The following is a 20,007-nucleotide window of genomic DNA, read 5'->3' as shown; positions in this document are numbered from 1 at the left end:
AAAACGCTAACGATCCGAGACGGCTGCGCCCGCTCCGCAGGCCCGGGCCGCCCTCTCCTGCAGGCGCAGTTCGGCGCAACGCCGGATGCGCTCGCGGAGGAACCTGCGAAGCTCGAAGGGGGCCTCGGGAGCCGAGGTGTCGCTCCAATCGAGGACCACCGTCTCAAACGCCACGGCCGCCAGCGGGGCGGGACGCGGCTTGGGCTCGACGACGTCGAGCGGATCGGGCAACGGAAGACGCGTGGTCGGGTCGTACTTGCGGTAGCAGCCCAGGCACAGGACGCCCCGCAGGGACGGGACGGTGCGGGCGTGGCCGCAGAACGGGCACGGATCCTCTTGGCCCTGGACGCGGGATTTGGGCATCATTGACGACGGCTTGGCGGCCCCCCTTCATGCCTTGCGCCAGCCACCCGGCTGGGCGCGCAAGGACCCGGTTGCCTGCGTATCCTCCAGGATATCTCCGTGTCCCGTCCATCCGGACGATCTACGGCCGCACACCGTCCGAGCCGACGTCGCGTGCGGGGGGCGGTCGCTGCCACCCCAGCCGCTCCAGCAAGCGAGCGGTGATCTCGCCGCTGACGCCCCAGAGCGTCTCGCCGCCCTGCAACCGCCAGTACGGCAAGACGCGCGCAAGTCCGTCGGCGAAGGTCACGCGGCGCGTCTCCAAGCCCTCCACAGCGCACGTCGACAAACCCGCCAACGCGGGCGCGGTCACGCGCGCCGAGGGATCGGCCAGGCAGGCCAGGGGAACCGCCAGCACCGCCTCCACCTCCCGGTTGGGCCACGCCGAGGCATCCAGCGCGTCCGCCCGCACGGCCGCCGCGAAGGCGTGCACGCGTCCGCCAAAGCGCGCCGGCACCGTAGCCACGTAGCCGAGAAGCTCGGCGCGGGAGAGCCCGATCTCCTCGCGCGCCTCCCGCAGCGCCGCCGCCGCGGCGTCCTTGTCGGCGCCGTCGATGCGCCCCCCGGGAAAGGAAAGTTCGCCCGCGTGGCGCGGAAGCGATCGGTCCCTGCGCGTGAGCAGCAGGTGAAGCTCGTCCGCGTCCGAGAGGAGGGGAAGCAGGACTGCACTGTCGCCTGGGAACGGCACGGGCGCGCCCTCGGCGGCAAGCGCGGAGCGGATGGCGGCGAGGTCGACGGGGGGTCTCACGCCGTTGGAAGCGAGGAGGGTGGGAAGAAGCTGGCGCCACGGGACGCCGGGGGGAAGATTTCGCTTCTTCCCGCCAGACCCCCCATCTGTAGCATGGGTCCGCCCGAATTCTCGCGGAACTCGCCTCGCTGCGGCTCGGCGCGTTCCGCTTGGAATTCTGGCGGCTTCGCCCGCGCTTCGCGCGGGCTCGCCCTCGCCGCTCGCGCCTCGGACCCCACTCTGCGCGCCTTCGCTCCGCTCAGGAGCTCGAGTGGGTCCGCCCGAATTTGAATCGGGGTCGCGTGCACCCCAAGCACGTAGGATACCAAGCTACCCCACGGACCCGACGAGCTGCCGGCAGGCAGCGAGGGCGCCGGGATCGGCGATTCCGCGCGGCCGGCAAGCGCACGGCAGCTTCCCTTCCGCGGCCGACGAGGCCGGCGGGTTTCCCCCGCGCGCTTGGGGTCCGCGCGGGGCAAGGCGCAAAGCCGCGCCTTTGGCTTGAAGGTTTGGGCGCGATGCCGCGCCGGGGGAGGAGAACCTCCCCCGCGCGCACACCCTTTTTCTTTCTCTGCCGCGCGCTGCGCGCGCGACTCAAGCGTAGGGCGCCGCGTCGTCGATGATGTCCGACTGCGTGACGATCATGCGACGGCAGCAGTAGCGCGCGACGCCCAGGGCGTCGAGGACGTCCTTGGGCTTCTCGCCGCGCGCCACGCGCTCCTTGAAGCGCTCGTAGTCGGCCGCCACCACGCGCCCGCAGCTGAAGCACCGCACGGGGATCATCATGGCGATCACCGGTACGACTTCTGCGTCTTCTTGCGCGCGCCACGGCCCAGCGGGTGCTTGGGCTCCTTGCGTCGCGTGTCGTTGACAAGCAGCGTGCGGTCGTAGTGCTGGTAGGCCTGCTTGAGCTCCGCGTCGCCGAAGAACTCGACGAGCCCGCGGGCGATCGCCGTGCGGATCGCGTCGGCCTGGCCCATGATGCCACCGCCGCGCGCGTTCACCGTGATGTCCACCTTCTCCGAGCGGTCGCCGGCCAGGACAAGCGGCTCGCGGATCTTCTCGCGCGCGAGGAACGGCTCGTGGATCTCCAGCGGAACGCTGTTGATCCGGATGCGGCCCCCGCCCTTGGTGATCGCAGCGCGGGCGACGGCCATCTTGCGCTTTCCGCTCGTGACGATGGTCTTTGTCATGGGGACACCCCCACGCGCGAGCCGAGGTCGCGCGCGACGTGGGCGAGGGTGACGCTTCCCCGAAGCGCGGTCTTGCGCGCCGAGGGCAGCGTCTCGGGCTTCGTCTTCGCAAACTCGTCCGGAACGCCCACGTGCACCGTGAGCCGGCGGTACGCGGCGCGCCCGCGCGGCTCCTGGTAGGGGATCATTCCGCGGACCGTGCGCTTGAGGATCATGTGCGGCGTGCGCGGGTAGAAGGGTCCCTTGCGGATCTTGCCGCGCCGGCGCGAGGAGCGGTACCGCTCGAGGATGTTCTCGCGCGAGCCGGAGATCACGGCCTTCTCCGCGTTCACGATGACGATCGGCTCGCCTTCGAGCAGGCGCTTGGCGACGTTTGTGGCCAGGCGTCCGAGGATGAGGCCTTGCGCGTCGATCACGGTCGTCATGGCATCACCCGACGATGCGGCACTTCTGGCCCTTCGGGGCGGCCGTGGCGGCCTCCTCGAGCGAGAGGCACTTGCCGCCCTTCTCCGCGATCTTCCTTCGCGCGGCGTCCGAGAAGCGAAGCGCCGCAACGTCGACCCGCTTCGTGAGGATGCCCGCGGAAAGGAGCTTTCCGGGGACGACGGCGATCTCGCCTTCGCTCACGTATCGGTCGATCCTGCTCACGTTGACCTCCGCCCGGCTCCGGTTCGGTTTCTCCAGGCGCCGGGCGACGTCTCGCCAGATGTCCGAGCCCGCTTCGCGGCTCCGCGCCTTGAGCGCGGAGATCGTCGCGACGAGCGTCGGGTCGGTCTTGACCATGGTTTCTGACTCCTTCGACGTCGTTTCTCCCTCTAATAAAGAGGAAGCAGGACGAGCGAAGGCAGGAACCCTATTTGAAGCTTCCGGGCGCGCCGGCCCGGTCGCCCCATGTATACAGACGTATACATACGTATACATCAGGCGGGCGCGGCGACGGCCTGCGGCCGGGCGGGCCTGCGCGGCTCGCGCGTCATCCACGCGTAGACGGGCAACCCCGAGGTGACGATGGCCGCGCCGATGCCGGCCTCGACGGGCCGCTGCGCCACGAGCGCGACTGCGACTGCGACCATCGTCCCCGCCCACGCAAGCGGCAGGACGGGGTACAAGGGGACGCGGAAGGGCCGCGGGAGGTCGGGGCGCGCGCGGCGCAGCCGCAGCAATCCCACGCCGATGAGCACGGCAAAGAGCCCCGGCGCGAACACCTCGACCATGACGAGGAACTCGAACAGGGGCCGCCCGAGGACGGGACGCAGCGCAAGGCCGGCGGCCACAAGCGCCATGCCCGCGCCTGCGACAAGCGCGATGGCGGGCCCGGGCGTCCCGCGCGCGCCCACGTCGGCAAGCGCCGGCGGGAAGAGGCCCTCGCGCGCAAGCGCGAAGGCCACGCGCGGGGCGGCCATGAGGATGGCGTTTGTGGTGCCAAACGTGCTCACGAGCACGGCAAGCGCAAGCGCGGTGCCGCCGTGCTCGCCAAGCGACGCGGTCGCAAGCTCGTACCCCGGAAGGCTCGAGTTCGCAAGGCCCGCGGATCCGAGCACGGCCAGGTAGGCGACGTTTACGAGGAGGTAGAGTCCGATCACGGCAAGCGGGCCCAGCACGAGCGCGCGGGGCAGCGTGCGGCGCGGATCGCGCACCTCGTCGCCCATCTGGGCGGCGGCGATGTAGCCCGAGTAGGCGAAGATGGGAACGACGAGCGCGGCGAGGAACACAAGGGGGGTGAGGTGCGCGGCCTCGGCCGGAGCGGCGGGCGCATCCGATTCGACCGCCGCTGCGGCCCAGAGGCCGCCGGCGGCAAGGGCGGCCACGGCGGCGACCTTGAGCGCCGTTGCGGCCCCTTGCACGCGCGAGCCGTGGCGCAAGCCTTGCCAGTTCACGAAGGCAAGGAAGTACAGCAGCGCGATGGCGATGGCCGCGACGGACATCGGCCGCGCGAGGGGGTCGTGCCCGGCGAGGCGGACGGCAAACGACGCGAAGGCGACGGAGACCGCCGCCACGCCGCCGCCGTAGGACGCCACAAGCGCGGTCCAACCGCCTAGGAAGGCAAGCGGCCGCGGCCATGCGGCGGCGAGGAACGTGTAGCTTGCGCCGCCCGAGGAGGGGATCGCGGAGGCGTACTCCGCAAAGACGAGCGCGCCGGCAAGCGCGAGGAGACCGGCCACCACCCAGGCGAGGAGAACGAGGCTTGCGTCGCCAAGCTCGCGCGCGACCTGCTGGGGCCCAAAGAAGATGCCCGAGCCGACCATGGTGCCGACGCAGAGGGCGACGGCTCCGGCGAGGCCAAGCTCGCGGCGAAGCTCCATGCGGGGCGGTACGGAGGCGCAACGCAAAAAGCAAGCGGCTTGGCGCGCGTCAGGCGGCCGCCGCGGCGGGCAGGCGGACGCGGAGGATCCACGCGAGGGCCGCGAGGCTCGCGACGGCAAGCGCGCCGGAGGCGGCCACGAGAAGCCACGCGCCCGGCGTCGCCGATCCGGCGGCCAGAAGCGCCACGGCGTTCACGGGGTTCGTGGGCAACGCAAGCGAAAGGCCCAGCAGGAAAAAGAGCGTCGTGGCGTACAGGATGTGCGCCTTATTGCGGTCCTTCGTCGCCATGGCGATGCCGGCGGCAAGCGCGGCCATGATGGAGGCAAGGGCCGTCGTGAGGACGAGGATGCCGGCGATGCCGGCAAGCGGCGCGTGCAGGCCGTTTAGCGCAAGCAGCGCGAACCATGCGGCTGCAAGCAGCGGAGCGAAGGCGACGTTGGCCGCAAGCTTCCCCGCCACGACGTCGCCGGGCGTGGCCGGCGAGACGAGGAGGAGCGGGAGCGTCCCGCGCTGCATCTCCTCGGTCATCGTGTCGGCGACGAGCGCGCCGGCCAGGATGACCGGCAGGAAGACAAGCAGCGGCACGAGGATCGAGTACACGAAGGCGTACGATCCGGCCTTGGCCTGCGTGTCGACGTACACGGGCTCGAACTCGAGCCGGTGCTCGCGTTGCGCGCGAAGGTCGCGCTCGTAGCTTTCGAGCGCGCGCTTCACCTGCACGATCGTGATCGTGGTGCGAAGCTCGCCGTCCGGAAGCAGCAGCCGCAAGCGCAACGGGCGCGTCTCCCCTCCCGGGTCCTCGACGAGGATCGCCGCGTCGGCGCGGCCGGCGGCAAGGTCGTCGAGCGCCTCCTCGTTCGTCGAGAACGGGCGAAGACGGATGCCTTCCTCCGCGAAGAAGCGCGCGCCGCCGAGCGAGTCGTTCACGGCGACCTCGGGCGCCAAGCGCGAGGGGAGCGCATCGGGGTCGACAAGGCCGGCAAGCCCCACGACGAGGAAGGAGCTGAAGCCCGCGACGAAGACCTGGATCACGATCGCAAGGAGGATCGTGCGCTCCTGGAAGATGGAGCGGAACTCCTTGCGCGCGATCACGCGCCAGGGGCGGCTCACGGGCTTGCGCCTCCCAGGCCAAGGACGGTCGCGTTGTAGGCCGCGTGCGCAAGGATCGCAAGCAAAAGCGCGATCGCAAACGGACGCCGGCCCTTGCTTGCGCCCCAGGCCGAGAGGGTGGCGGTGGCCACGTGCAGGGCAAGCGGCGCAAGGAGAAGCAAGCCCGCCAACGGAAGCGCGCCACCAGGCGTCATCATGCCAAAGACGGCCGCGCCTTCCGGGATGCCAAAGAGCCCCACGAGCGAGGCGAGGAGGAACCCTTTCTCGGCCACGAAGAACCCGACGCCGGTCAACGCGCCAAAGGCGAGCGCGTGCTGCGGCAGGATCGCGCGCCGGTCGACGGCGGCAAGCGACGGGAGGCCCTTGGCGACCTCCTCGACGAGCGCGACGGCAAGAAGGACGCCCGCGACGCCAAGCGGGATGGGCCAGGCGAAGAGGAAGGTGACGAGCAGCAGCTCCGCGACGAGGACGAGCGGGATGAGGAGGATGGCGATCTTGAACCCGCTTCCCACGCCGCGGACCTGCCGCGCGAGCGCGTCGAGCGCCTTGGCGGCCACGCGCTTCTGGTGGAAGAGGTCCTCCTCTCGGTACAAGGCGGTGCCCAGAAGGAACAACACGAAGGAGACGAAGGTGAGGGGAACGGTGGCGTAGAGCGCCTGCGCAAGCTCGATGGGGGCGCCGCGGAGGTCCATCACGACAAGCGTGATGGGCGAGACGAGGGCGACGGCCGAGACGCCCGTGAAGACGGCGGGGAGGAACGCGTAGATCGTGATCATGACGCTTGCGAACACGGTGAGGAACGTGAGCTCGCGGAACGAGCGCGCGAACATGGCCGCCACGAACTCGGCGGCGAGGAACACGAGCGCAAGCGGAGCCACGGCGAGCACGGAGACGACGCCGCCTCCGATCGCAAGCGCGATGATGGCGCAGACGCCCATCATGGCGGCAAAGTACGGAAGCGCCTTTCCGACCACGATCTCCCACGGGCGCGCCGGCGAGGCAAGCAGCGGCTCGCCCTTCCGTTGGAGGCGCTCGGCGATGGCCGATCCGGCGTACACCTGCACGACGAAGTTCATGGGGATGAGGAACAGGTAGGCAAGGACGAGCGAGCGGAACGGAAACGGCGGGGCGAGCGTCTGCGGCGTGGCTTCGCCGATCTCGGGCGGAAGCAGCTGGAAGCCGCCGGGAGCGCCCGAAGGCGGAGGCGGGGGCGGCGGCGGAGGCGCGCTTGCGCCGCCATCGTCGGAGCCCCCGGTTCCTCCGTCGCCTTCGCCGGCCCCGTCTTCGCCTCCGGAAGGAGGCGTCCGGGGCGGCTGGGAGGGCAGGCCAGGCAGGACCGTGCTGCGACCGCCGGCCGTCGGGACGTACTCAAGCTCGATGCGGATGGGAAACGCCGCTGCCTGATCGGCCTCGAAACGGAGCTCGCGGAACGTGTAATCGGCCGCCGCCTGCTTGAGGGCGGCAAGGGCCGCCCGCCCCTTGTCCGTGGGGGGCGCAGAGACGCGCGTCGCGCCGACGGAGACGTCGGCTCGGCCGGCGGAAAGCTCGCCCACCGGGTCGCCCGTGACGATCACCTGGAAGGCCGGCGCGGCTTCCACGGCCGCAAGCAGCGGGCTTGCGGGCGCGACCGCGGCGCGGTAGATCCCGCGGTCGAAGGCGAGGCCGTCGTCGAGCACGGTCGGCGCGAGCAGGCCCATGCCGACGGCAAGGGCAAGCAGCACCGCGCGCGTGCGCCAGTCGAACGCCCCGCTCGTGCGCCGCGTCTCGGACCACGCGAGGACGCCCATGCGCCGGAGGCTCTCCCGCACGGCCGCGACGCGGGCGCTCAACGGGCCGCCTTCCGCAGGAAGATCTCCTCGAGGGAGAGGTCCTTCGTCCGCACCGCAAGCACGCGGCCGCCTGCGTCCTTGGCGCGCCGCTCGACGTCGTGCACGACCTCGAGGCTTGCAACCGTGAGCTCGAAGCCCTCTTCGCCGGGCGCCGAGCCCTCGACGGCGACACTCGTGCGCACGACGTACTCGGTCCCGCCCACGGCGGCCCGGATCTCCGCCATGCTGCCCTGGGCAAGCTCCGCGCCGCGCCGCAGGAGCAGGATGCGGTCGCACACGCGTTCGACGTGGTAGAGGTTGTGGGCGGAGAGGATCACGGTCTTGCCCTGGCGCCGCAGCTCGCGCACGAGATCGAGGATGGTGGCCGAGACGACGGGGTCAAGCCCGCTTGCGGGCTCGTCGAACAGCAGAAGGTCGGGATCGTTCACGAGCGCCCGGGCGATGGCGGTCTTGCGCCGCATGCCCTTGCTCATGTCGCCGATGCGCTTCTCGTCGCGGACGGCAAGGTCCAGGCGCGCAAGCGCGGCTTCGATGCGCTCGTCGGCCGTGGCGCGCGGGACGCCGTAGAGGTCGGCAAAGAAGCGCAGGTAGGCGCGCGGCGTCATGTCCTCGTAGAGCGGGCTTTCCTCGGGCAGGTAGCCGATGCGCAATCGGTGGGCCGGGTCGGAGACGGCCAAGCCACCGACGCGGACGTCGCCTTCCGTGGGCGCAAGGAGTCCCGCCAGGATCTTGAGGGTCGTGGTCTTGCCGGCGCCGTTGGGTCCGATGATCCCGAAGATCTCCCCGCGGGGCACCGAGAAGTCGAGCCCCCGGATCGCCCACTCGGCGCCAAAGCTGCGGCCAAGGCCGGTGGCGCGCACGAACGCGTCCGACGCGCGGTCCGCCATCGACCCCGTTTCGAGCCGATGCTATATAAAATAGGTGGAAAACGGAAGCGACGCGTCGATCGGCCCTACGGCGAGCCGCGCAGCGGCACGAACCGCGCGAAGTTCTCCTCGAAGCACACGTTGCACTGCTCGATCCCGCTTGAGGCCTTGTGGTACGAGCAGAAGCGCTCCGTCGACATCATCTCGTTGACGGCCTTGGCAAAGAGCGCCACCTGCATGGGCTCGGAGGCGCCCTCGGCGATGGCCGACGCGATGGAGCGCGCGTGCACGCCGATCTCCGGGAACATGGACAAAAGCGGCTCGTCGTGGCCGCGGTCCGCGTGGAAGTAGTGCGACACGGCGGCCTGCGTGATGCCCATGGCGCGCGCGATCTCCGTCTGCTTGAGCTTGTGCTCGGAGAGGAGAATGCGGACGACCTGGCCTCGAAGCACGGGCAGGAACTTGAACACCACGAGCTCGTGCGGAAGCTGCATTCCGACCGATTCTATGCCAAGGGGGGTTGATAAGCCTTCGGCCCCGGCGCCGGCTCGGGCCTTGCATGGAGCGTCCCGGAGACGATCTCGGGCTCCTGTGCAATCGGCCAGATGTGGAACCCCTCGCGCGGCCCCTTGAGGACGATCTCGTCTCCGACGGCCCGAACGTGCTGCGCGTCGACCCTCCACGTCTTTCCGTCCGCCTGGCGGACCAGAAGCTCGTCGGCCTCGCCATCGAGCGACGCGCGAACGTCCACGACGCGTCCGAGAAGCAGGCCGGACCCGTTCCGGACGGCAAGACCAAGAAGGGAGCGCATGCCGTCGCGATGGGCGGCCCCCCGCCAAGCGCCTTGTGGGACGCGCATCGGCGGCCCGCGGGACGGTTTGCGACAGTCCGTGCCGCGGCGCCGAAGTTGTGCCGGCCGTGGTGTCCCCGAAAGCTCATCCCTTGCAAGCGGCCAACCGGGAGATGCTTGGCCAGCGGACCGACCGCTGGCCGGAGGAGCCATGACCGACGCCATCGCCGCCCTAGCGTTCACGGAGGTGTCCCTCCGCTTCCTCCCGCCCGGCAAAGCGCCGCTCGTGCTCATCCTCGGCGGGCTTCTCGTCCTGTCCGCCTCTCTTGCGTGGTCCATCGTGACGCCGCGTCCCGCGGCCGTCCGGCCCGCGCGGGCCGCGCCGGTCCCCCGCGCAAGCGCCCCCGCGCCTGCGGCGGCTCGCGTCCCGCGCGAGGCCGTCGCGCTCTCGCCCGGCTTCCCGCGCACGCTCGAGGGCGGCGCGGTCCTCGGCGAGAGCCTCGCACGCGCCACCGACGCGCGCGCCTGGAGCGACGTCGTCGAGATGGGAAGGCGCGTGGGGCTCGGCCAGCTTCAGATCCTCTCCCTTGATCGCTCCCGCGGAATGATCCTCGTCGCCCAATGCCGCTCCTGCCGCGAGCGCGGCACGCGCGGCGGGCGGCACGATTGCGCGTTCGAGGCGGGTTTCCTGCAGGGCGCCGCGGGCGTGCTCGCCCCGGCGGCCCGCGTGCGCGAGATTTCCTGCGACGCCGACGGCCGCCGCGACTGCGCGTTCGAGATCCGCTTCGCGGGGGACGCGCGGTGAGGCGTCCGCGGCGCCGGCCCGTTCGCGCGGCCTTGGCGGGAGCGCTCGCCGGCCTTTTCGTCTACGTGGCCGCGCACGCCCTCTCCGGCCTTGTTGCCGAGCCGCCGCAGGTGTGGCCCGCCCGGCTTCCCGAGGCGCTGTGGGCCTCCCTGCAGGCCGTCACGTGGTGGACGCTTCTCTTCGCCGGAGGAAGCGCGGCCGGAGCGGCGGCCGTCTCGCTCGGCGCGGCGCGGGGGGCCGTCTTCGCCCGCGCGGCTGGCCTCGTCCTGCTTGGGGCAGGCGCGGCGCTCGCCTGGGGCGTTCCGGGGCCCGCGCGGGAGGCGGGCCTTGGCCCGGCCGACCTGCCGCTTCTTGCCGCCGTCGTGGCGGGCGTGGCGATGGCCGCGGCGGCGGCGCTTCCCGTCCCGCGCCTCCTGCGCTTCTCGCGCGGAGAGCCCGCGCGCCCCCGCGAGCGACTGCGCGCCGTGCTCGGGGGGATCACGGGCGGCGCGGCGGGCCTTGGAACGTACCTCGTGGGCGCAGTCGCGCTCGCAATGACGACGCCCGTTCCCCGCGCCATCGAGGAGCTCCCCACCGAGCTTTCGCGCGCGCTTGTCACGTTCACCTATTGGGAGATGGCCTTGGTGGCCGCGGGGGCTGCGCTTGGAGCCACCGTGGCGCGCTACCGTTGGCGCGCCGCGGGGCTCCTTGGCTACCTGGGCCTCCTGTGCGTGATCGGCGGGTTTCTCCTCTACTCGCTCACAGTGGCGATCCCGCAGGTTCCGCCCGGGCAGCGGTGGCTGAGCTACGTGCTCCTGACGGCCGAGGTGGGCGGACTCTCGCTCGTGGCCGTGTTCGCGTTCTACTCGGTGGACGTGGCGGCGCGCCGGCGGTGGAACCGGCGTCCCGAGGGCCTTCCCTGGAGCGCGGACCACAAGCCCAAGATCGCCGTGCAGATCCCCGTCTTCAACGAGCCCTTCGAGCTTGTCACGCACACGATCGCGTGCCTCGTGGAGCAGGACTATCCCCGCGACCGCTTCGTCGTGCAGGTGCTCGACGACAGCACGGATCCGGCCGCGCGCGAGCGCCTCGCGAACTTCTGCAGGCAGGTGGGCGCCTGGCACATCACGCGCCCCGACCGGCGCGGCTTCAAGGCCGGCGCGCTCAACCACGCGACCGCGCTTCTGCCGGAGGACTTCGAGCTGTGCGCGGTCGTGGACGCCGACTACTGGGTCCAACCCGACTACCTGTCGTCCATCGCCGGGTACTTCGTGGACCCGACCGTGGGCTTCGTGCAGACTCCGCAGGACTACCGCAACGTCGACGAGTCGTTCCTCACGCGCCAGTACAAGCGCGCCGAGGCGTACTTCTACCACGCCATCATGCCCTCGCGCAACGAGGAGAACGCCATCATCTTCTGCGGCACGATGGGAATCCTCCGCCGCTCGGCGCTCTTGGACGCGGGCGGCTGGGCCGAGGACCAGATCTGCGAGGACGCCGAGGTGAGCGTGCGTCTGGTCGCCCGCGGCTGGAACTCGATCTACGTCCCGCGGAGCTTCGGGCGGGGCCTCATGCCCGCCGTCTTCGAGGCGTACAAGAAGCAGTTCCACCGCTGGGCCTTCGGCAACGTGCGCATCCTGTTCACGCACCTCGGGCGCATCCTGCGAAGCGACATGACCTGGCGGCAGAAGTTCGACTACGTGGGCTCCTCGCTCCACTGGTTCGACGGCGTGTTCGTGCTCACGATCGCGCTTGCGCTCCTCTACGTGGGCCTTGGCAACGTGCTTGGCTTCAACGCCGTCACGCACCACCAACGCGAGCTTGCGTTGCTCGCCCTCATCCCCGTCTTCCTGCTCGTCGACGGCGCCACGCGCCTGCACCTTGCGCTTGCAAGCGCGGGCCGCGTCCGCATCCGCGACACGCTTGCCGTGCAGGGCATGTGGTTTGCTATCAAGTTCACGAACATGACGGCCGCGCTCAAGTGCGCCGTCGGCGTGCGAGCGCCGTTCGTGCGCACGCCCAAGGAGCCCGGCGGGAAGCTCTCCCGCCTGCGCGCGGCCGGCCGCAGCCTGCGCCTGTGCAAGGGCGAGGCGGCCATGGCGGCCGTGCTCTTTGCCGTCGCCGCGGCCAACGTGCGGATCGCGATCCTCGCGCCCGGGACGGCGCCGCAGGGGACGCTTCTCCTGTCCGGCTGGCTTTGCCTCTACGGCCTTTTCTTCGCCTGCGCGCCGTTGTACGCGTACCTGAGCTACCGGACGCTTCGCCCCATGCCCGCGGTCGCGCCCGCGCGGGTGCGGGCGCCGGCCGTGGCCTTGGCGCGGCCGGGTTGAAAAGGGTCTTGCGGCAGAAGCAAGGGGCACAACAAAAGGAAACCAAGGCGGCTGCGATGATCCTTCATCGCAGCCGGCGCGAAAAAAATCAGGCGACGGAGTCGGTCGTCGCGGCGACCGTCTCCTCGGCCGCAAGGTCGGCGGGCGCGGGCGTCACGAGGCGGCGCCACAGCGCGACGGCCGAGAGCGCAAGGCACGCGGCGGCGACGGAAAGCACGATGCCGGCGACCGTGAAGCCGCCGGGCGCAAGCGAGGTGGCAAGCGCAAGCAGGCCCACGACGCCGGGGCTCACGCCGATGCCCGCCAGAAGATGGAACGAGCGGGAGGTCCTGCGGCTGGGGCCGACGAGGGCCTCCACGAGCAGGTAGCCGGGCACCGTGAGGGCGATGGGCAGCGCGATGGCAACGCGCAGGAGGTCGCCGGGCGCAAGCGCGCTTGCCGCCGCGGCGGCAAGCACCGCAAGGGCGGCGGCGGCGAGAAGGTCCCAGGAGGCAAGCACGCTTCGCAGATCAACGGTCGGGGCGGTGGCGAACGTCCCGGCGTTACCGGTTTTTGCCCACATGCGGCTCGATGCCGTTTGCGGCGCGATGAGGGTTCCGCCATTTGCGTTCTTTCGAGTGGCCCGCGTGCGACCGGTGTCCCAGAACCGGCTTCTAGACACGGAATGGCTGCCCGGCGGGGACGCCTGCGATGCGGGCGCCTTGGATGGATGCCATGCGCGAACGCAACGTGCGGAACGCCGGATTGCTTCTGACGATCGTGGGCGTGGGCGCCGTCGTGGGGGTCGCAACGCTCCTGCGCCTGGCCGAGCCTCTCTCCTCCCACGTCGTTCCCGCCGAGGATCCGTTCACGCACATGGCGCTCGTGCGCGAGCACCTGCGGGACGGATCGATCGATCCGCTGCACGCGGGGGGCGAGCTGTATCCTCCGGGCATGCACGCCGTCGTGGCCGCGCTGTGGTCCTTCGGCGGCGGCGATCTTTCGCTGTACGCGCGTTTCCTGCCCGTCCTCTTCGGTGCGATCGGCGTCCTGGGCCTCGCGCTTCTCCTCTACCGTCACGAAGGGGCGGTGGGCGCGGTCGTGGGCTCGCTCGCGTTTGCCGTGATGCCGGAGGCCGTGTTCCGCACGACCATGCTTGCTCCCACCGCGCTTGACCTTGCGATCCTCCCGTTCTTCTTCCTTGCGATCCTCGAGACGCTGCGCGGGCGGCTGGCGTGGGTGGGCGTGGCCGCTCCGCTTGCGGTCTTCCTCGTCTTCGCGCACCCGTGGGTGCTGGCGATCGTGGGCCTTACGAGCCTCGGCTTTGCGCTCCTGTCGCTGGCCGTGCCGTGGCCCGCGCGGCGCGGGCCGGCGCTCACGCGCGAGGGGCTCGCGGCCGCCGTGGCCGTGCTCGGCGGGGGCTTTGGCCTTGCCATGGCCACCTGCTGGGAAGGCTGCGGAACCGGATTCCAGGGCCTGCTCCTGCCGCTTGCCGGTTCGCCCGAGGCGCTTGGCGCCGTGGTCGTGGCGATCGCGCTTGCGCCCGCCGCCCTGCTCCTTGCCGTGCCCCGGCGCGTGGTCGACGCCGTCGCTCGCCTCTCGCAGGTCCGTGTTCCGCTGGTCGCGCGTGTGGCCGCAAGCGTGGTCGCCGCGGTGCTGCTCCTGCTCGTCACGCTGCCCGCGCTGGAGAAGGGAATGCCCGAGCACGTCAATCTCGCTCGCATGATCGGGCTTCCGATCCTGGCGCTTGCCGTGGCCGCGCTCGTGCTCCTGCCGTTTGTGGCAGGTCCCGCGGCGCACGCGGGGGCGGCGCTCTTTGCCGCCACCTTCCCGTTTGTCCTCCACAATCCCCTCGACAGCGAGTTCTGGCCGCACCGCACGGTCGTGTTCCTGGGCTTGGCCGTCGCGCTCCTTGCCGGCGTGGCGGCGGCCGGCGCCGCGCGGGGCGTGGTGGCGGCCGCGCGCGCGTACGCGGCGCGCGCGCCGGACCGGCGCGTGCGCGCCCGCGCGCTTGCCGCGGGGGCCGTTCCCGCGCTTCTCGTGACGGCGGCGGCCGGCGGCGCCGTGTACGCCGGAACGCCCGATCCGTACGACGGCTGGTACCGGTTGTACCACCCGTGCGAGTACGACGCGCTCGTGGAGCTCTCCACGTCGCTCCTTGCGCACCCGCGCGCCGTCGTCATCGTCGGCTCCTGGCAGGCGCGCCTTGTCGTGGCGGCTTTTGCGCCGGAGTCCCACCGCATATGGCTGAAGCCCGGCTTCTACCAAAGCGAGGAGGCGCGCGAGGGGGACGTTCTCCACTTCAGCCGAAACGCGTACCCGCTCGCCGTCGTGTGGGAGAAGTACGCCGCGATCGAAACGCCCGGCGCGGACCCGTCCTTTGCCGAGGAGGCGCCCTGGCAGCCCGCCGGCGCCTGGTGCGAGGGGCAAGGCATCGCCGGCCCGCGCGTGAAAGCGTGGGCCATGCGGCCGGGGTGAAAACGATGGACCAACCCCGCGCCCGCCCGCTCGTCACGATCGTCGTACCGGCCAAGAACGAGGAGCGCACGATCGGACGCACGATCCAAGGGCTTCCGCGCGCAACCCTTTCCGCGCTTGGTTTCGAGACGGAGGTCGTCGTCCTCGACGGGCAAAGCCGTGACCGCACGGCCCAGATCGCCCACGACTGGGGCGCCACCGTGCTCCAGGACGAGGAGCCCGGCAAGGGATCCGCCTTCCGCCGCGCCGTCCCGCTCCTTGCAGGCGACATCGTGGTCATGGTGGACGCCGATGCGACCTACGCGGCCGACGCCATTCCCGCCGCCGTGGCCATGGTGGCCGACGACGGCGCCGACGTCGTCGTGGGACGGCGACGGCCGCAACCGGGCGCCATGCGCCCGCTGCACCGCGTCGGCAACCGGATGCTCTCGCTTGCCGCCTCGGTCCTCTACGGGCGCCGGTGCGCCGACGTCTGCACGGGCCTTTGGGCGTTCCGGGCGGAGGCGCTCCGGCGCCTGCCGCTGTCCGCGCGCGGCTTCGACCTCGAGGCCGAGCTCTGGGCGCTCTCCTGCCGCTCGGGCCTCTCGATCGCCTTTGTGGACGTGGACTACCTTCCGCGAGAGGGGGCCGCGAAGCTCTCGACCCTTCGCGACGGCTGGCGAATCGCCGCGAGGCTCCTGCGCTCCCGCGTGCGGACGCTTCCCCCCTCGCGCGGCCCGCTTCCCCAACGACCGGCCAAACCCGGGGTGGGGGCTTGAGCCGGGCGGCGATGGCGGGCCTTGCGGTTCTGGCGGTGGGCCTTGCGAGCCTGGGCACGATCCTTCTTGCGAACTCGCCCGAGCTCTCGCCCGGTGGAGGGCCCTGGCTTCCCGGCGCTCTCTCCGGCGGCGTCGCCGCCTGGCGGCCCAACCTCGCCGCGGTGCTCGGCGACCCCCGCGTCACGGGCCTCTCCGGCTGGCCTCCCGCCTTCGACGCTCCGCCGATCCTCGCGTTCGACTTCGACGGCGACGGCCGCAAGGAGGTCGTCGCGCACGGCAACGACTCGCGCGTGTGGGTGTTCTCGGCCGACGGCAAGGTTCTCGCGCAGCTCTCCACGCGCTACCCACCCGCCTGGCACCGCGAGCGCATCCTCAACGCCGTGGAGGCGGGCGTTCTTGCGCCCGGGGAGCCGCCCTCGCTCGTCGTGACGAACCACGCCGCCTACGTCACGGTCTTCCGGTTCGACGCGGGCGCGTCCTCGCGGTCCTCGTTCGTCTTCGCCAAGGCGTGGGAGCGGCGCGCGGACGAATGCCATCGCAGCCCCAGCATGGACGCAAAGCCGACGCTTGCCGACGTGGATCGCGACGGACGGCTGGAGATCCTCGTCCAGACCGAGGAGATCGGGTTCTACGCGCTGCGCGCCGACGGCACCACGCTCTGGAAGCAATGCTGGGCCGGCGGCAACGGCGCCCCCGTCGCAGCCGAGCTCTACGGCGACGGCCGCATGCAGGTGATCGTGGGATCCGACTCGGGCCTCCTCTCCGTGCTGGACGGCGCGACGGGCGCTCCCCTCTGGACGTTCAACGCGCAGGCGCACGGCGCGCGGCCCGGCTCGATCACGGTCTCGCCGACCGTGGGCGAGCTCGACGGGCGCCTGCCCCGCGAGGTGCTCTTCACCGCGCGCGTAGCCGCGGAGCGCGAGCCCTCGCGCTACCACGAGAACCACGTCGCGATCTTCGCCGTGCGGCAGAGCATGGAGACGTGGCAGGCCGAGATCGTCTGGATGCGCCAGCCCGAATGGGCCAACCCGCTGTCGTACACGCGGCTTGTCGTGCACGACGTGACGGGCGACGGCAGGGCCGAGGTCTGCGGCATGGACTGGAACACGATCGGCCATTATCCGGGCGACTGGGAGCGGCTGGGCCCCGCCCACGCGTTCTGCCTGGACGCAAGCGGCCGCGATCTTTGGATGCGCGAGCTCGACACGTGGTGGTCGAACTCCGAGATCCTGCTTGGGGACTTCGACGGCGACGGCCGGCTCGACATCCTCGCGCACGGCCCCCGCGACGGCTACGACGGGTTGTGGCGCCTCGACGCTGCCACGGGCGCTCCCAGGGCGTTCCTTGCGATCGGCGACTGGAAGCTCTCTCGCGCGCCCATCGCCACCGATCTCTTCGGGCGCGGCACGACACAGCTTGTCGTTCCCGTCGAGCCGGCCAACGGCGGGCACCGCGGCGCCATCATGGTGTTTGACCTTGGCGTCGCGTACAACGTGCCGTGGCCGGGGGCCTAGCGCCCGCCCGGCTGCAGCCGGACGGACGGGGACGCCGATCGACCGGCACGGGCGTCCCTGAACCCTCAAGGCCGCTCGCTGGGAGAGCGATCGGGCATGCAGCGCGCCAAGGGAGGCCTTCTTGCAGCCATGCTCCTGACGACCGTTGTCCTCGTCTCGATCCCCGAGACGGCCGAAGGCGGCACGACGCGCGTCCTCACCATCACGACGGACAGCGCCAAGCCGAAGGTGCCCTTCAAGGCCTTCGACGGCAACCCGACGCGGGTCTTTGACATCAACGGGGACGGCAAGAAGGAGATCCTCGTCCACAACGACAACCGACACGTGTACGTGTTCGATTCGCAGACCGGCAAGCTTCTGGCGGAGCTTTCGACGACCTATCCGGGCGGCTGGGGCGCTCGCCCGATGAACGGCGTGGAGGCGGGCGTCCTCGTGCCCGGCGGCCCGGCGTACGTGGTCATCGCCAACTCGGCTTCCGTGATCACCGCCTACCGATTCGAGGCCGGCGCAAGCACGTCCGACCGCTTCGTGTTCACGAAGGCCTGGGAACGGCGCGCGAACGACTGCTACAGCAGCGCGGGCATGGACGCGCCCCCGGTCCTTGCCGACTTGACGGGCGACGGGCGGCTCGAGATCCTGGTCCAGACCGAAGAGGTGGGCGTCTTCGCCTACCGCGCCGACGGCTCGATCCTCTGGAAGCGCTGCACGCGCGACGACGGCCACCCGTTCTGGGGCGGCAACGGCGAGCCGGGCGTGGGCGATCTCCGCGGGACGGGCAAGCTCGACGTCGTTTGGGCCTCGGACGGCGGGACGGTCATCGCCACGGACGGCCGCACGGGCAAGACGCTCTGGCAGACGTGGCTCAAAAGCTACGCCAAGCTAGGGACGGGATCGGTCACCGTGGGCCCGGCCGCCGTCGAGCGGCTTCGCGGCGGGACGGGCGGCTCCGACGTCGTCCTTGGAGCGCGCGACAGCCACGATTGCACGAACTACAACAACAACCACGCGGCGTTGTTTGCGATCGCCGGCGACACGGGCCGTGTGCTCTGGCATCGGCAGCCCGCGGACGCGACGCCGCTCACCTACACGCGACCCGTCGTGTACGACGTGGACCGCGACGGGCAGAAGGACGTCCTCTGGGCCGATTGGAACACCCAGGGACACAAGTGCGGAACCTGGGAGGTCGTCGGCAAGAGCAAGGTCTACCGGTTCGACGCCGCGGGCAACCTGCGGTGGAGCACGGTCATGGGCGCGTTCTGGAACAACAAGGACCTCGCCGTCGCCGACGTGACGGGCGACGGTCGCCAGAACGTGCTCGCCAACGGACCCGGCTCCACGGGCGACGGCATCTGGTACCTCGATCCCGTGGGCGGGGCCAAGCAGACGTTCGTGAGCGCCGCACCCTGGAAGGTCATGCGCGGCCCCGTGGTGGGCGACCTGTGGGGACGCGGCACGACACAATGGGTCGTGCAGGCGGTCTCTGCCGACAACACGCGCGGCGCCATCCTCGTCTACGACACGGGCGTGCGATTCAACGCGGCGTGGCCACATCCGCCCTCGGGCCTGAAGTCCAGCGGCGGAGGCGTCACGCCCCCGCCGGACGACGACGGCGGAAACGACGGCGGGTCGTTCACGGCCACGTTCAGCGTTCCTTCGAGCGTCAACGAATGGTGGGTGGAGGTCAAGGTGACCTCCTCGCAGACGGTGACCGCCGTGTGCGCGTCCGTGAACGGCGGAAGCTGCACCGCGCTTGCCAAGCAATCGTGGGGCAACTGGGCCAAGAGCTTCCACGTGCCCGCCGGAAGCAAGGTCGTCTTCCGCGCAACGAGCAGCACCGGAGCCACCGCCACCTCGCAAGAGTTCACGTGGCTTGGAGGCGGCGGGGGCGACGACGGCGGTGGCGGCGACGGCGGCAGCTTCACCGCGAGCTTCAGCGTGCCCTCGAGCGTCAACGAATGGTGGGTGGAGGTCAAGGTGACCTCCTCGCAGACGGTGACCGCCGTCTGCGCCTCGGTGAACGGCGGAACCTGCACCGCGCTTGCCAAGCAATCCTGGGGCAACTGGGCCAAGAGCTTCTTCGTGCCCGACGGCGCGAAGGTCGTCTTCGAAGCGACGAGCTCAAGCGGCGCCAAGGCGACGTCGGGGACGTATACGTGGGGGTAGGCGATCGACCGATCGGCGCGGGGCTCGAAGCGAAGGCCCGTAAAGGCGGCGCGGTTTTCCCGCGCCGTCGTTCCATTTCACCCGCCACGGTTACAGAGACGAGCCGACGAGAAGGCATATTCGGCGCGAAGTCGTGGCGGGGGTGAATGCGGGCGCTTCAGCTTGGCTTGGCTGTCCTCCTGATTTTGCCCGCGTTTGGCTTTTTCGGTCAGGCAGCAACTCAAACCTATGTGCCGTTTGTCGGCATCATAATCGATCGTGACAGCGGGAACCGATTCAGCCTGGAGCTCGCTCCATGCCAAGGCAACCCGTTGGTTGGTGTTGTTCGTGGTTGCGGCACGGCCTCCGACCCTTACGTAATTGAAAAACTGGATATCGGCCGGCGGCCTGGGCTGCATGGTATTGACGTCCGCTCGACGACGAAACACGTTCTCATTCGCGATGTTTGGGTCCGGAATATGAACACTGGCATTCTCATCCGTGATGCAAGCAACATCCGCGTTGAAAACGTTCTCGTCGAAAATAACGGGGACGGTGGAATTCAGGCATTTTCCTCCACGAATATCATGATTATCGACTCGGTTGTCCGATCGAACAACGGCGACGACGCAGTTGTGATTTCAGCCTCCGACGTGGTCGTGCGAGGAAACCAAATCATCAACAACCAATTCAACGGGATCACGGTTGCAAACCGCCTGAGCGACCGCGTTTTCCTCCGCAACAATACGATCGCCAACAACAGCGGTGCTGGCATTTACTTTTTCAACGTCGGAATCGCGG

The 20,007-nt window shown here is 70.5% G+C and carries 20 protein-coding genes and 1 tRNA gene; 7 read left to right on the top strand and 14 right to left on the bottom strand.

Annotation, left to right across the window (positions count from 1 at the left end; genetic code table 11):
- Window positions 1-6: 6 nt before the first annotated feature.
- From VM681_03355 to VM681_03295, 13 genes are all read right to left on the bottom strand, one after another.
- Window positions 7-363 carry a hypothetical protein gene (locus VM681_03355; GenBank protein ID HVL87034.1) on the bottom strand — a complete coding sequence of 119 codons (357 nt, stop codon included), beginning with the start codon at window positions 361-363 and terminating at the stop codon, window positions 7-9.
- Window positions 364-484: 121 nt separating this feature from the next.
- The gene (locus VM681_03350; GenBank protein ID HVL87033.1) at window positions 485-1,150 is read right to left on the bottom strand and encodes an NUDIX domain-containing protein; all 666 of its coding nucleotides are present in this window, start codon (window positions 1,148-1,150) and stop codon (window positions 485-487) included.
- Between the two features lie 251 nt (window positions 1,151-1,401).
- A tRNA-Pro gene (locus tag VM681_03345) sits at window positions 1,402-1,474 on the bottom strand.
- A gap of 249 nt (window positions 1,475-1,723) precedes the next feature.
- The gene (locus VM681_03340) at window positions 1,724-1,912 is read right to left on the bottom strand and encodes a DNA-directed RNA polymerase subunit N (GenBank protein HVL87032.1); all 189 of its coding nucleotides are present in this window, start codon (window positions 1,910-1,912) and stop codon (window positions 1,724-1,726) included.
- Window positions 1,913-1,920: 8 nt separating this feature from the next.
- Entirely contained in the window at window positions 1,921-2,322 is a 402-nt protein-coding gene (locus VM681_03335) for a 30S ribosomal protein S9 (GenBank protein HVL87031.1), read from the bottom strand.
- Complete coding sequence (locus tag VM681_03330; GenBank protein ID HVL87030.1) at window positions 2,319-2,747, bottom strand: 50S ribosomal protein L13; 429 nt, start codon at window positions 2,745-2,747, stop codon at window positions 2,319-2,321. The genes VM681_03335 and VM681_03330 overlap by 4 nt, the downstream gene beginning before the upstream one ends.
- 4 nt (window positions 2,748-2,751) lie before the next feature.
- Complete coding sequence (locus tag VM681_03325; protein HVL87029.1) at window positions 2,752-3,105, bottom strand: 50S ribosomal protein L18e; 354 nt, start codon at window positions 3,103-3,105, stop codon at window positions 2,752-2,754.
- A gap of 137 nt (window positions 3,106-3,242) precedes the next feature.
- A complete protein-coding gene (locus VM681_03320) occupies window positions 3,243-4,625 on the bottom strand; it encodes an amino acid permease (protein HVL87028.1) in 1,383 nt (460 codons plus the stop codon).
- A 49-nt stretch (window positions 4,626-4,674) separates the two neighbouring features.
- On the bottom strand, window positions 4,675-5,736 hold the full coding sequence (locus VM681_03315; protein ID HVL87027.1) for an ABC transporter permease subunit: 1,062 nt from the start codon (window positions 5,734-5,736) through the stop codon (window positions 4,675-4,677).
- A complete protein-coding gene (locus VM681_03310; protein ID HVL87026.1) occupies window positions 5,733-7,565 on the bottom strand; it encodes a PrsW family intramembrane metalloprotease in 1,833 nt (610 codons plus the stop codon). The genes VM681_03315 and VM681_03310 overlap by 4 nt, the downstream gene beginning before the upstream one ends.
- Window positions 7,562-8,452: an ABC transporter ATP-binding protein gene (locus VM681_03305; GenBank protein ID HVL87025.1), complete on the bottom strand. Its 891-nt coding sequence runs from the start codon at window positions 8,450-8,452 to the stop codon at window positions 7,562-7,564. The genes VM681_03310 and VM681_03305 overlap by 4 nt, the downstream gene beginning before the upstream one ends.
- 65 nt (window positions 8,453-8,517) lie before the next feature.
- Window positions 8,518-8,925, bottom strand: a complete 408-nt coding sequence (locus VM681_03300) for a hypothetical protein (GenBank protein HVL87024.1) — start codon at window positions 8,923-8,925, stop codon at window positions 8,518-8,520.
- An 11-nt stretch (window positions 8,926-8,936) separates the two neighbouring features.
- Complete coding sequence (locus VM681_03295) at window positions 8,937-9,242, bottom strand: hypothetical protein (GenBank protein HVL87023.1); 306 nt, start codon at window positions 9,240-9,242, stop codon at window positions 8,937-8,939.
- Between the two features lie 190 nt (window positions 9,243-9,432).
- Here VM681_03295 and VM681_03290 point away from each other — a divergent pair, with 190 nt between their 5' ends.
- Both VM681_03290 and VM681_03285 read left to right on the top strand, forming a co-directional pair.
- Window positions 9,433-10,026, top strand: coding sequence for a hypothetical protein (locus VM681_03290; GenBank protein HVL87022.1), 594 nt, complete (start codon window positions 9,433-9,435; stop codon window positions 10,024-10,026).
- Window positions 10,023-12,335: a glycosyltransferase gene (locus VM681_03285; protein HVL87021.1), complete on the top strand. Its 2,313-nt coding sequence runs from the start codon at window positions 10,023-10,025 to the stop codon at window positions 12,333-12,335. Before VM681_03290 ends, VM681_03285 begins: the two co-directional genes overlap by 4 nt.
- An 88-nt stretch (window positions 12,336-12,423) precedes the next feature.
- Here VM681_03285 and VM681_03280 read toward each other — a convergent pair whose 3' ends face one another.
- Complete coding sequence (locus VM681_03280; GenBank protein HVL87020.1) at window positions 12,424-12,897, bottom strand: DUF1616 domain-containing protein; 474 nt, start codon at window positions 12,895-12,897, stop codon at window positions 12,424-12,426.
- Window positions 12,898-13,049: 152 nt separating this feature from the next.
- Between VM681_03280 and VM681_03275 the strand changes: the two genes are divergently transcribed.
- The 5 genes from VM681_03275 to VM681_03255 form a co-directional block, all read left to right on the top strand.
- Entirely contained in the window at window positions 13,050-14,792 is a 1,743-nt protein-coding gene (locus tag VM681_03275; GenBank protein HVL87019.1) for a DUF6541 family protein, read from the top strand.
- 5 nt (window positions 14,793-14,797) lie between these two features.
- A complete protein-coding gene (locus VM681_03270) occupies window positions 14,798-15,550 on the top strand; it encodes a glycosyltransferase family 2 protein (protein ID HVL87018.1) in 753 nt (250 codons plus the stop codon).
- A complete protein-coding gene (locus tag VM681_03265) occupies window positions 15,547-17,064 on the top strand; it encodes a PQQ-binding-like beta-propeller repeat protein (GenBank protein ID HVL87017.1) in 1,518 nt (505 codons plus the stop codon). The genes VM681_03270 and VM681_03265 overlap by 4 nt, the downstream gene beginning before the upstream one ends.
- A 96-nt stretch (window positions 17,065-17,160) precedes the next feature.
- Window positions 17,161-19,227, top strand: a complete 2,067-nt coding sequence (locus VM681_03260) for a VCBS repeat-containing protein (GenBank protein ID HVL87016.1) — start codon at window positions 17,161-17,163, stop codon at window positions 19,225-19,227.
- Between the two features lie 146 nt (window positions 19,228-19,373).
- Window positions 19,374-20,007: right-handed parallel beta-helix repeat-containing protein (locus VM681_03255; GenBank protein HVL87015.1), on the top strand; the 634-nt coding region annotated here is incomplete at its 3' end.

The organism is Candidatus Thermoplasmatota archaeon, assembly GCA_035541015.1.
GTDB lineage: Archaea > Thermoplasmatota > SW-10-69-26 > JACQPN01 > JAIVGT01 > DATLFM01.
The sequence above is the reverse complement of the archived record's forward strand: the minus strand, read 5'-3'. Positions and strand labels throughout refer to the sequence as shown.